Annotated in this window: 8 protein-coding genes, 1 pseudogene and 1 CRISPR repeat array (1 of these 10 only partly in view); of the genes and pseudogenes, 1 reads left to right on the forward strand and 8 read right to left on the reverse strand. The window is 43.3% G+C overall.

What is annotated here, in order from left to right; genetic code table 11:
* Nucleotides 1-2,518: direct repeats of the CRISPR family, unit length 32 nt; unit sequence ATTTCAATCCACGCACTCACGTGGAGTGCGAC (it extends 168 nt beyond the left edge of the window).
* 171 nt (nt 2,519-2,689) lie between these two features.
* The 7 genes from cas2 to cas3 form a co-directional block, all read right to left on the reverse strand.
* Entirely contained in the window at nt 2,690-2,980 is a 291-nt protein-coding gene (gene cas2 / locus ACFSUC_RS13655) for a CRISPR-associated endonuclease Cas2 (protein WP_379930172.1), read from the reverse strand.
* 8 nt (nt 2,981-2,988) lie between these two features.
* The gene (gene cas1c, locus ACFSUC_RS13660) at nt 2,989-4,020 is read right to left on the reverse strand and encodes a type I-C CRISPR-associated endonuclease Cas1c (protein WP_379930173.1); all 1,032 of its coding nucleotides are present in this window, start codon (nt 4,018-4,020) and stop codon (nt 2,989-2,991) included.
* Complete coding sequence (cas4, locus tag ACFSUC_RS13665; RefSeq protein WP_379930174.1) at nt 4,017-4,676, reverse strand: CRISPR-associated protein Cas4; 660 nt, start codon at nt 4,674-4,676, stop codon at nt 4,017-4,019. Before cas4 ends, cas1c begins: the two co-directional genes overlap by 4 nt.
* Complete coding sequence (gene cas7c, locus ACFSUC_RS13670; protein WP_379930175.1) at nt 4,663-5,529, reverse strand: type I-C CRISPR-associated protein Cas7/Csd2; 867 nt, start codon at nt 5,527-5,529, stop codon at nt 4,663-4,665. The genes cas4 and cas7c overlap by 14 nt, the downstream gene beginning before the upstream one ends.
* Nucleotides 5,522-7,474 carry a type I-C CRISPR-associated protein Cas8c/Csd1 gene (gene cas8c, locus ACFSUC_RS13675; protein WP_379930176.1) on the reverse strand — a complete coding sequence of 651 codons (1,953 nt, stop codon included), beginning with the start codon at nt 7,472-7,474 and terminating at the stop codon, nt 5,522-5,524. The genes cas7c and cas8c overlap by 8 nt, the downstream gene beginning before the upstream one ends.
* A 9-nt stretch (nt 7,475-7,483) precedes the next feature.
* Nucleotides 7,484-8,194 (reverse strand): type I-C CRISPR-associated protein Cas5c, encoded by a 711-nt coding sequence (cas5c, locus tag ACFSUC_RS13680; RefSeq protein ID WP_379930177.1) that lies wholly within the window; start codon nt 8,192-8,194, stop codon nt 7,484-7,486.
* Between the two features lie 222 nt (nt 8,195-8,416).
* Entirely contained in the window at nt 8,417-10,855 is a 2,439-nt protein-coding gene (gene cas3 / locus ACFSUC_RS13685) for a CRISPR-associated helicase Cas3' (RefSeq protein ID WP_379930178.1), read from the reverse strand.
* 416 nt (nt 10,856-11,271) lie between these two features.
* On the opposite strand from cas3, the pseudogene ACFSUC_RS13690 reads away from it, so the two are divergent.
* Nucleotides 11,272-11,472, forward strand: a pseudogene (locus ACFSUC_RS13690) (helix-turn-helix domain-containing protein); the annotation flags it as partial.
* Nucleotides 11,473-11,707: 235 nt separating this feature from the next.
* On the opposite strand, the gene ACFSUC_RS13695 reads toward ACFSUC_RS13690, so the two are convergent.
* On the reverse strand, nt 11,708-12,367 hold the full coding sequence (locus ACFSUC_RS13695) for a GOLPH3/VPS74 family protein (protein WP_379930179.1): 660 nt from the start codon (nt 12,365-12,367) through the stop codon (nt 11,708-11,710).
* Nucleotides 12,368-12,763: the final 396 nt, after the last annotated feature.

The following is a 12,763-nucleotide window of genomic DNA, read 5'->3' on the forward strand; positions in this document are numbered from 1 at the left end:
GCTGCGGAGTGAGGAAAAGTCGAAGTCCTGGGAATTTCAATCCACGCACTCACGTGGAGTGCGACGAGAGTATCTGAAATCCAAACAAGCACCAAAAACAATTTCAATCCACGCACTCACGTGGAGTGCGACAATTCAAGATGCCGTTTCGCCTCTTCTTTTGTCAATTTCAATCCACGCACTCACGTGGAGTGCGACTCTCAATAGTGTTTTCGTTTTCGTCTCCGAAAGATTTCAATCCACGCACTCACGTGGAGTGCGACTATACGAGATCGGGTGGGCGGTGATGACGATGAAAGATTTCAATCCACGCACTCACGTGGAGTGCGACTCGGTAATACTTTGTTAAAACGTGTCTTATATTATTTCAATCCACGCACTCACGTGGAGTGCGACTTCAACCTTTGCAATTGCTGTATCCTTGCCTTTATTTCAATCCACGCACTCACGTGGAGTGCGACGCTGTACCGCCGACTGAATAGCAATTGATTCAGTAATTTCAATCCACGCACTCACGTGGAGTGCGACTATTTTGTTTTGGAAACAGTAGGCGGTCAGGATCTATTTCAATCCACGCACTCACGTGGAGTGCGACGAGAACCTATTCCTGTACTTACTCCTGATAGAGAAATTTCAATCCACGCACTCACGTGGAGTGCGACGGAAGGAGTGATTCGGATGGCTTGGGCCAGTACATTTCAATCCACGCACTCACGTGGAGTGCGACAAGTTTTGGGACAAAGTGGGCGGTGCCTTCCAGATTTCAATCCACGCACTCACGTGGAGTGCGACGTCGATATCCCGTATTTAAGTACAGCGATTGATATTTCAATCCACGCACTCACGTGGAGTGCGACTCTTTCCACCCCCGCTGTCACCGGATACTTTATTATTTCAATCCACGCACTCACGTGGAGTGCGACTCGCCTGGCCGACGGAGAAATCCAAGTAATCCCCGATTTCAATCCACGCACTCACGTGGAGTGCGACTCCCTCTCATACAATCACCCCGCATGGTCTATTCCATTTCAATCCACGCACTCACGTGGAGTGCGACATCGTGTACGGTGTGTTGATTTATATTGCTTCACATTTCAATCCACGCACTCACGTGGAGTGCGACTTGGATGCGGATATTCAAAATCGGAAGATTGATATGATTTCAATCCACGCACTCACGTGGAGTGCGACAAAGTAGATGAAGTATTGCAACGTAAAGAATGGACGAATTTCAATCCACGCACTCACGTGGAGTGCGACTGTGCAAGGATTATGCGGTGGTGCTGCAGGGTGATTTCAATCCACGCACTCACGTGGAGTGCGACGGGCACGAGCGCGGTCAAGATCGGTGGATGGAAATTTCAATCCACGCACTCACGTGGAGTGCGACCTGCAGGAACCTGATATAGTTTTTCAGGATGCCAATTTCAATCCACGCACTCACGTGGAGTGCGACCGCTTACTTTTGGAGCGTTGCTAGCGTTCGTTTTGAAATTTCAATCCACGCACTCACGTGGAGTGCGACAGCAGAGCAATTGCCGTGTTCGGATCGTGCACGGATTTCAATCCACGCACTCACGTGGAGTGCGACCCCCCCGAGATTCAGTTTGATGTTCAACATTCGTATTTCAATCCACGCACTCACGTGGAGTGCGACTGAAATTACTTGATTTTGCTCAATAAAAGAGGGGATTTCAATCCACGCACTCACGTGGAGTGCGACAGCGGTAGGTTTGGCGATTGTAGAGAGTCATATTAATTTCAATCCACGCACTCACGTGGAGTGCGACCACCGCCGCTTCCGCCTGACCCGCCGTCAGCATTATTTCAATCCACGCACTCACGTGGAGTGCGACTATAGGTACACCTCCGTCAAAAGAGGCTTTCCGGAATTTCAATCCACGCACTCACGTGGAGTGCGACAGAATGGCGGTGTTTTTTTGTGCGCGCACATGGAAATTTCAATCCACGCACTCACGTGGAGTGCGACCAAAATGTGACGGAAAGATACGTCGAGGCTTCGGCGATTTCAATCCACGCACTCACGTGGAGTGCGACGACGTCGCTTCCATTTTGATTCCGGTCGACGTCATATTTCAATCCACGCACTCACGTGGAGTGCGACTCAACTCTATTAAATGGGACTACCATGCAAATAAATTTCAATCCACGCACTCACGTGGAGTGCGACGTATATAGCCCGAAAGTCCCGGCGGAGTTATTAATTTCAATCCACGCACTCACGTGGAGTGCGACCAGCACGTTTCCGCACCATTGTCCCATTCAACACATTTCAATCCACGCACTCACGTGGAGTGCGACTGGGAATTTCGAAACGTCTCATATAGCTATAAGATTTCAATCCACGCACTCACGTGGAGTGCGACTTCTCTTTCAAAACCATCAACATTGCTTTTTCTTATTTCAATCCACGCACTCACGTGGAGTGCGACCTGTGAGAAATGTGATTACTGCAAATCTAATAAATTTCAATCCACGCACTCACGTGGAGTGCGACAGCGGAAATAGTATACTTTCTTCATTTCCGTCACAAAAAAATAAAATAATAATTGTTAAAAAACCTTTATTTTTCATTTAATTTATTCACGAATTTCATCTCTATACCGTATATCTCTTAATTTATTGGTGAGAATCTCTGAGACTTTTCATGAGAGCATCACTTTCGCACTTAAATAATCAGAGGCCCTTCCATATCATATGACTCTTTTATCCCCATATGATCTACTTTTGTTTTGTATGTTTCACCTAAATTATAAAATCTCAGACTATCCGTTTCCATATCAATCATTTCTGCCAATTCATATTTGATTTTTCTTAATTGGGCAGAATCCAAGATGCATTCAAAAACAGAATTCTGTACTCTTTGTCCATAATCCAGGCACTTTTTGGATACTTGTCTCAACCTTTTTTTACCACGCGCTGTGGTGGTATTTACATCATAAGTAATAAGTACGAGCACAAAGTCACCTACTTCCATAAAAATGGAGGATATTCATCCAGATCTCCTCTGATATATCGGGCCAGCAACAAGGCTTGTGCATGAGGTACAAGCCCCCAATTTATCTTTTCATTCAGGAAGGGATGTTGTATTTTATCTTGTTTTCTTTCCTGCCAGGCTACGATCAATTTTTTACGCGTGTCATCATTCATGATGACAGCACCATTTTCCTTATACTGAAACCCTTTATGATTCACTATTTTCTTATTTATCAACGATAGCACAAATCGATCTGCATACACGCCTCTTAATTCTTCCATCATATCCAGCGCCAATGAAGCCCTTCCTGGTCGATCCTGGTGCATAAAACCAACATAAGGATCAAGCCCCACGGTTTCCAGAGCAGACTTCACATCATTTGACAGCAAGGTATAGCAAAAGGACAATAAAGCGTTCACGAGATCCAATGGCGGACGCCTGGATCTTCCCTTGAAGGAAAAATGTTCTTTCTGCTGTAAAATCAATTCATTAAATACGGAATTGTATTGTACAGCAGCTTGTCCTTCCATACCTCTCAATATATCCAATCGTTCTACTGTTCGCATCACTTTCAATGAATCACTTAGAGAACGTGAAACTTCTTTCAGTTTGTCCACGTTTACTCGAAGCGGGTAATCTCGGGTCGCTCTTTCGAGGATCCATTTCTGATTATATATTTTTCCTAGAATAAAGTTTTTGGAAACGACAACACTGCGATAGTCATCATCTGATATGCGATATTGTTCTTTTCGCAGCACAACATTTCCTTTTGTTTCTCCCGTCACGCTCGCTAAATACTTACCGTTTTTATTCAAATAAGTGAGGGAGATATTCCGCTCTGTACAAGCTTTCATAAGAGCGGGGCTCGTGCCTTTGTATCCAAAGGTGCAGATAGCTTCCAGATTATGAAGGGGGTATCTCGCATTAGGTTGATCTTCTTTGCGTATCACTACATTTTCTCCATCCAGGGACAGGTACGCATCATCCGACGTAACAAACAATGTATTCAGCAGCTTTCTCATTCATTTATCCTCCCTTCAATGTAACTGGAGACAGACCTTTTTTTCATCAAGGACGGTACACACAGATCTTGAAGGGAACAGCTTTGACAATGTCGTCCTGTTTTGACTCGCGGTGTATGGCGGGTCTGAAAGCAATGATGCATGTCTGCAAACAACTGCTTCACCTTGCCTTTTAATTCATCTGTAAATATCACTTCTTCGCGATGTCTGATTTCATGGTAGTACATGTATCCTGTCTTGATTTCACATACTAACATCTCTTCCAAACACATTGCTTGGGCAGTCAATTGAGAAATATCTGACTGATCTTTTTTAGGTTTCCCACGTTTGTATTCTACTGGCACTGGGACGAAGCATCCCTCTTCTCCAGCGAGGGTAATCCCTTCCGGTTGCTTCACAAACTCAACCACGTCACATATTCCGGTTATGCCCATTTCTCTTGAATGAACCGGCATAGCTCTTACGACCAGTTTTTCTCCTCTTTTTTCCCGAATGAACGGTTGATCTGGACGTTTGTGGAGATATGCACCCTCAATGGTACGGACATTTTCTTGCCAAAGTTGTTCAATATGGATAAGAGCCCACTGTCTTTTGCAAAACAGATAATGCTGGATGCCAGATAGAAGCAGATAATCCTCTTCTTTATAGTCCTTCATATACGATGGCTTCCAGACCGTCAAGGGATGCCAGTTCCACTACATAATCGTCATATGATTTCGCCTCCGTTACCCCGTCCTTTAATCGAAGTTGTAAGGAACGATGTACCTTGGCAGAAGAGTGTTGCCCCATTTTGGAGTTATGTTCCCACCAATACACTTGATTCACTTCCATACTTCCGTCCGGTCGTGCGGAAGAGGTGTCATTTTCAAATAATGTGATGAGGGCTTGCCTAATTTTCTCCGCATCTTCATGTGTAAATCCCGTTTTTTCAGCTAATTGGGTATTAATGCTGCCGTAGCAAATATATACACCAAAATCTACTCTGTGCTTCATCCCCATTGTATCCGAACTTTTCTTGTCCGGGTCTTTTTGAGTTACGGCATTCACGCTTTTTGTAATCTGCATACTGGAAATATCTATCGGGTCCAGGCTTGTTGCAGTATGTATAGAGACAGGACCTCTAATTCCAACGGACACATCTGATCCACTGAATGCGAAGACTTGACCAAAGCTGCGTACATCCAGCCAAGTCTCACAGGCGGCTTTTGCGAACAGGATATTGTCTGTCTTCTTTCCTTTTGCAAATTGTTGAACTTCCTCGTGTCCTTCTACACGATCCTTAATGCTGCGGTAGGCATCATTTCTCCTTTCATCCGACTGAATGAGTATCGATTCACCCATGTCCTGTAACCGGTTGCGTATTTTTCGCTTGATGCAAACATCTGAAATCTCCCCGTAACCATCATAGTTTTGTCTGGGTCGGTTTCCGTTCAGTGGGTCTCCATTCGGATTGGCATTTCGAACGGTCATCACAACTGCAAAGTCAATTTTATGCTCCAGTCTATTCATTTTCTTCCGCTCCTTCAGTCTGATTTTCTACATTTATTTCATCCGCTGAAATGGTTTTCTTTCCTTTTCCGCCCTGATACAACTCATATCTCTGGCTATAGAAACCTAGCAAATACAATCCTTTTAAAGCCTTGTCATGAAATTCTTCCGGCTTTATCTGGTTTCCAATTTCATCTATCAGGCGATTATATATGTTTGCTCTTGACCCCATCTTCGCTTGATACGGCTGAATGTTGGATTGAATCACTTGCCAGGTTCTGGCGGGGCGCTGGGAGAATGCATTCATGTAGCGAATAGCGTTGGTCGCTCTCTTCTCTTCTTTATCCAACGCACTTCTTTCCAGGACGTCGGCAACGGCCAGCAATCTGCCAAACAAATAGTCTCGCGTCGTATTGTTTACATCCAATGCCACGTTGAAATCCTCCTTTTCATAATTATTGACTAGCGCACATGTGATGCTTAACGTTTTTTCCCATTCCCATCTCCCACTCTTTTCCCAATCAGAAAAACCAGCAGGATTCGAAGCACGCTGAACTGCGCTTCGCAAAATATCCAGCGGTACCTTTCTTCCATCTATGATGGACGGAAGCATTCTCTCAATCAGATCCTTTACCACTTTGTTATTTACTCTTGGTCCATATGCTGCAAAGGCAATATCTCTGGTTGCAGGCGCTCCGATAAATGAAATCCATTGTTTCTCCTCATTTTTTTTGTATTGATGCAACCATGTACATGATTGATGCCACTGCTCCACTCTGTTTAAAAACAGTTCTTTGTTCAAATCCCGATAGTATACGATAGACAACCTTCCAGTTGTAGCCGCATCCAATATCATGATGATGACGTTGGAGCGATAGTCCAGTTTACTCTTATATCCGCCTAGCGCCAGTTTGACTTGTCTGGCAAACTCCTGATGGGTAAGATCAGCCTGATTGTCTGTTATTCCTTTCATGCCCTCATATAAAAAATCCAGGTCAGAAATTGGATCAGGAACATGTACATCCTCTGTGCCCCAAAATAGAAATACTTTCTCGTCGATGGTGTAGCCCTGTTTAGCAATTAACCACTTGAGTGCATGATGAGCTTTCTGTGAAACTTCATAACTTACTGTTGCTGCATCTCGAGATTGCTTGAATCTTCCACGAAAAGTGAATCCATTGTTGTCATTGGCAGAAATAAGCTTCGCCTTATCCGCAGCATGCCTGATCCTCGAAGCATGTTTGTCAGCCACTGGCAGCTTCTCTCCTGATACATAGCAAAGTTCCGTATCATCGAGCTGTTCTTGATAATAAGCAACAAACGACTCCTGCACCGTTCTGTCCCGCCAAAGTCGGGGTTCCACATCGCCTACGATATGAACGGAAAAGCGCACAAAAGCATCACTTTGTGACTGCGTGATGACTTGAAAAATATTTGGCTTTTCCCCTCTTTTCATTTCCCATTCCTTATTCCATTTGTCTATCCATTGTCGCTGTTCGTCTACATGCAGCACATGAGCGCGAACTAAATCTGCGATCAGTGTCCCTTTCTTTAAATACTGGTAGAGCTTCTGTACCTTCGGGTGAGCATGGGGAGATTCACACCATGCTTGCAGCTGCATGAGGTAGTCTGCATGCGGGTTACCTTTCTTGATCTCACCGCCATGTTCCCTGTAGTCTCCAGCTACATAACACAGTTTGTCGAACAAGGGATGCGGGGCGGGTGCGCTTGTCCGGTTGGCAGAGGCCTCCGTACAGGGAATAATGGTGCTGGCATGTTGTTTCTCAACCACATGCGCTGAGACAAACTCGCCTTTGTCATCCACTGCAACTTCAATATGCGCATTCTGTGTCGTATGTGAGACCGGGAGCAGTGCATATTCCTGATCATTTTTTTTCTTCTCGAACCTTCCAATTGCTTGCGTGTTATTTTCATAAGTCTCATATAAATGGGTTAACCAGGTCACTTTGTCACCTCATTCCTGAAAGATCTCCCTGTACAGTTCATCAACGGATTGCAACTCATTTGAATGGAATGATTTCACAGCTTTTTCACCTGTTTTACGAGCATATTCACATTCCTCTGGGCGTATGAAGCGGATAACGCCATCTCTCATCACGGGTTTCCACAAACGAGTCTGGAGTTCATTTTGCCCTGTTTCATCCGGATAGTTCAAACCATGTACCATCACACCAAATGCTATTTCATTCGCCTCATCATAGTAACCTTTCCCTTCCCCGAAATGGCAAGGCTCGACATAGCCTTGGCACTCTCTCGCTCCCAAGAAGATATCCCTTCTGCCTCCAGCTTTCACGGCTCTCTTGGCAATATTATGATGCTTGTGTTCATTGCGATCATACGCCAGATCCTCCCTGTAGGGGTTAAATTCAAAATGAGCCTTGACCTGATAACGGACGTCTTTGAGATAAGTGTAGTAGGCTAGTGTATTGCCTCCGCTATATTCAATAGGTCGGATTCCCTTTGATTCTGTCTGGATGGGATTCATCACCCTGACTTCATCGATGACCCAAACTAGTGTCGGCTTCCAGTATATGCTTTCCACAATCCCCTTCAATGCCTGGTAGGTCGGGATTTGGTAGCTGAATTTCTCTCCTCCGATCTTTGTCAACGGGTCTGTAAAAAGGGCATATTTTCCGAAGACTTCAAATTCAATTTGATTCCTCATTTTCCACCTCCTGATTTCATTCTTATATATTATCATTTATAAAATACTGTATCATTAAAACCAAATAGTGTAAAGATGATTTTTCCAATTAAATTCAATCTTTTCCTTCATGTAGGAATGTGCTACAATTCTATTGTCGCTGGTCACAGCTAATGGAACCCGCGTGGATTGAAAATTATAGATTATCATTTGAGAACCCTTTAATATGAGGGTTCTTCTTCGTTATTGGATTTCCACACTCCAGCCATTCCCACTTTCCAAATCCAATCCAATTTCTGAATCGTAAGCGGTTTCTCTTAACGCATACACACTGCCATGTAACAGTACATAAAGGTCATCACTTTTCTCGAGCTTGTCCATTTCATGCTTGTAAATATTAATGGTATACTGCTGAGCCTGCTTTAGTATTTGTCCCAACCTGTCCGTATTCATATCTCCGTTAAGTTCCACCAGTAGTTCATTCGCTTCAGCATTGTATGGTACCAACACAGAGGTAGTAGGTTGATCAATCACATTAAAATATTTCTCCGCTGTTGCAAAGGATTGTGAACTGAGAATAGGAAGATGCTCTGCATGGGCATTCTTGAAAGCAGAAGTATATCGGCTGTTTCTCCCCAATAGATCGATCATATGATTTTCCAACACGGGTATCGCATAATGCATATCTATTTTCATGCGATGAAAGTAATAACAGAAATACATTCTCATCACTTGTGGAGACAATAAATCATGACCCAATGAATCCGGATCTTTTTTATATTCGTCCAACACCCTCTTGGTTATATCAGAACCTGCCTGAATGGTTTTCAAATTTGTGATGTCTTCTTCGTTGACATTTATGATATATACGTTTCGAATTGGGTCTTTACCGTGTCTGTTGCAGCGTCCAGCAGCCTGTGCGATCGAATCCAGTCCCGCCAGAGAACGAAACACACATTCAAAACTGATATCCACGCCCGCTTCGATCAATTGGGTACTTACACAGACAACCCTTTCGCCATCACTCAGTGATTGTTTTAGCTTGCGTAATACATCTTTGCGATGGGCCGGACACATGTTGGTACTAAGATGAAATAACCTGTATCCTTTTTCAGGCGAATCATCGTCCTTCTCGTTTTGTTGCAAGGCTTCATAAAGCTTTCTTGCAGCACGTTTTGTATTGAGGATCACAAGAACGGATCTTACATTGTCGAGTTCCGTCTGAATGCACACGTTAAGCTCCGAGACATTATAACCAGACGGACGTGTTCGATCTTCTACCCGAACACGTTTAAAACTTGCACTCACCTTATCCAGATTCGGAATGATCTCTGCATCTGCAGCAATCTTCAAATCATGCTCAACAAAATCAAGAGCAGGTTGTGTAGCCGTACACAATACAATGGTTGAATGGCAGATGGTATGCAGGAAATTCAACGCTTCATTAAACATCGAGATACATTTGACAGGAACAGCCTGCACTTCATCGAATACCAGAATCGCATTGGATAGATGGTGCAGTCTTCGAACATTTCTCGTTCCTTTGCCATAAAGCGTGTTCAAGAACTGTACCATCGTTGTAAATATGATCGGACTTTCCCAATTGTCTTTAGCTAAGTGAAGGGACTGATAAGCAGCGATATCTTCCCCAGATAGATCAGCAGGTTCCTGCTCAATAATATTGGAATGATGCTCCAAAATATTGGCGTTATCCCTCAAAACTCTTTTAGCTTCTTCTGCATTTTGCTCTATGATCGTGGTATACGGCACGATGTATATAATTCTTTCTTTGTTATATGTGACTGCATGTTTAAGTGCATATCGCATACTGGCAAGAGTCTTCCCTCCACCCGTAGGGATAGACAACGTATAAATTCCGGAAGGTTGTCGGGAAGCGAACTGATCACATTGCATGGACATCTCATTTCTTAATCGGTTTATAGGATGGTCTGAATCTTCACCATTCTGATATGCTGTTACAGTTTCCAGTAAAGCCTCGTACCGATCCTGAAAGTAAGGCTTACTCTGAAAGCGAGTTCCTTGACTGTTCCCTTCTTCAAATTTCCTCGTATTGGTACGATCGGCGTCAATCAGGCAACTGAAGATATATTTTATCACCAGTGACAAGCTTATCGGATGAAGCGTATTTTCTTTCATCAATCCAATGATTGTTTTTATTTCTTCAACTGCCTGATGAAAATAGTCGGTTAACTGTTCTACCGTCATTTGCTGATTTAAAAATGTCTCTCTAGCTTGATTAAACTCCGGTAGTTCTTTATGAGAAACCCTCTCCAAAAAAGTCGAAGTCAGTTGTGGTGTCAAGAAGTCCCTCAATCCCTGATGATGTGAAATGATACACATAGCTGTCCACTCTACTGCCAACTTCTCATACAAAGTTGCCTCTTCCCGATAATACAATTCATACAGCAACTTGCCTCCTGCTGTTGAATGATCCACAGAACCTTTTCTCGGTGCTTCAACTGGATTTTCTACGACAGCTTTAATATATTGTTTGAATGCTTCCGTATTTTTTCCTAGATCATGCAATAAACCAGCTAATCCGGCCAAGTATTTCACGCCTATTTTTTGACCAAACTGTTCTGATAGCTCCTTTACCTCATCCAAGTGAGTCTCTACAGATTGATTCTCCTGATCCTGCTTGCGTATATGGGCAATGTACATCTATTCACCCCCATTATTTCATTGTTCATCAAATTACGACAATATCTGTATTCTTTGTCTGTCATTGATTTTCCTTTATTTGTTCACCCTCTTTTCGATATTTCTTTCTCATTGTCTGGATGCACATCATGATTTTTATTTCTTTGTTGTTTTCTAAAGTTTATTTCCAATAAAATCGTCAATCCTAGAACAGGTAAACCGATTATGACCCAAACGATATGTAAATGACCTAAAAACATAAATAGCCTTCCTTTCTGATCGTTTTGTATTTTTCATCTCTTCACACAAAATAGTACCATATAATTGTACTTTATAAATGATAATAGTGATTTTATTGTACATCATATCATGAACATTCTCCTTTCATTACTATAGGAGTAAAGTTAGCAATTCGCTCCTGGATTGGAGGATTAAGCATGAATACATTTCTCAACCGATTAAAAACGATTCGAAAAATAAGAGGATACTCCCAGGAAAAATTGGCCGAGCTAGTCAACACAACCAAATCGACCATCAGCAACTACGAGAATGGACATAGCAGCCCTTCGAATGACATGCTCATTCAGTTGGCTGATGTACTGCATACTTCTACAGATTACCTATTAGGGAGAGTCGATCATTTTGAGTTCCTTCCAGAAGAACCGCTCGGGAAATTAACGGAGAGAGAGAAAGTATTTCTTGAGGGCAGCTTGAAGCTGATTCGATTAACGTATAAAGATCAGCATTAAAGAAAGCAAATAAACCTCATCGTCCTATTCACGTTTCTATTCAAAAAAGCGCAAGTTCCATGGTTACAAAACCAGAAACTTGCGCTTTTCGTTTATTATTGCGTACTCCTTTTCCACCCTTCACTTATTCATACACTTGCGTGGACGCTTGCAATTCAAGGATCGCCTTGGATATTGCATGGCCATACGGCTCCTCTTTCATCACCTGTGTCATGCGCTGCTTGACCGTTTTATACTCCGCCTGGCTGAAGAGATGACGATCTGCGCGGCATGCCTTCAAAAGGCTTATCAGCATGGTCGTTCTCTCATCGACTGGTGTGTATGTATCCAGAACGGCTTCTCTGACTCGCTTGCGAATCTCTTCTTTCGCACCCACATCTATAGAGGGATATACGGTCATCGTAAAGAAAATAAAGTATTTTTCTTTCCTGGATGTCAGTAAGCCTTTCGTTTTCAACCGTTCCAACAGATAAGGTCTGTATGCGGTCCTTTTAACCTGTTTACCCAATCCTAGCACCCAGTATTTCAGGGATTTGGGTCTGCCAAGCTGATCCGACTTTTCCTTCACATACGACGCAAGAGGTCCAAATTCAGCATCCGCTTCGATCTTCTCAGCAGCAGTCAGATAGAGTTTGTTGTCTTCCTGACGGACGATGCCCCGCAGAGCCAGCTCCATCAGAACCGCTCCCGCAAGGCCATAAGGGAGGCCGTATTGGGGCACACGCGGTGTTCCTTTGTGGTCATCATACGCCAGAAGCAAAAATTCTTCTGCCAAAGTTAGCATACATATCCCTCCTTATGAATGTTTTTACGTAAAACATTCCACGAGGTTTCCATTTTCAGGTTCGATTACTAGCTTCGAGTCCCAGCTTCTCCATTTCATACAAATGCCCCTCGCCGAGATCCGACAGCGAGGGGCTTACTGGTTAACGTTATATTCCTTTGATCACGGCCATCGGTTTGCATTTGGCTACAATATCGGCAAGCTTCGCACCTGCGATACTGTCAATCCACACAAACAAAATTAACACAGAGGAATAATTGACTATAGATCCTGGGTCTGTCAATAATTTTGTGTAAACTCATTTATAAGGAATCTCCCATAAGGGAGATTGACCTGATGATTCAGGGTAAATGCTGACCAATACGCTCTGGATAGAAAACGGATAGCTGGAGAAGG

Source organism: Marinicrinis sediminis, from assembly GCF_042685085.1.
In the GTDB taxonomy this organism is placed as follows: domain Bacteria; phylum Bacillota; class Bacilli; order Paenibacillales; family KCTC-33676; genus Marinicrinis; species Marinicrinis sediminis.

What these genes read in the sequence shown, in the direction of transcription:
- cas1c (WP_379930173.1), bottom strand. Translation starts at nt 4,020, where the DNA reads ATGAGAAAGCTGCTGAATACATTGTTTGTTACGTCGGATGATGCGTAC.
- cas4 (WP_379930174.1), bottom strand. Translation starts at nt 4,676, where the DNA reads ATGAAGGACTATAAAGAAGAGGATTATCTGCTTCTATCTGGCATCCAG.
- cas7c (WP_379930175.1), bottom strand. Translation starts at nt 5,529, where the DNA reads ATGAATAGACTGGAGCATAAAATTGACTTTGCAGTTGTGATGACCGTT.
- cas5c (WP_379930177.1), bottom strand. Translation starts at nt 8,194, where the DNA reads ATGAGGAATCAAATTGAATTTGAAGTCTTCGGAAAATATGCCCTTTTT.
- cas3 (WP_379930178.1), bottom strand. Translation starts at nt 10,855, where the DNA reads ATGTACATTGCCCATATACGCAAGCAGGATCAGGAGAATCAATCTGTA.
- ACFSUC_RS13695 (WP_379930179.1), bottom strand. Translation starts at nt 12,367, where the DNA reads ATGCTAACTTTGGCAGAAGAATTTTTGCTTCTGGCGTATGATGACCAC.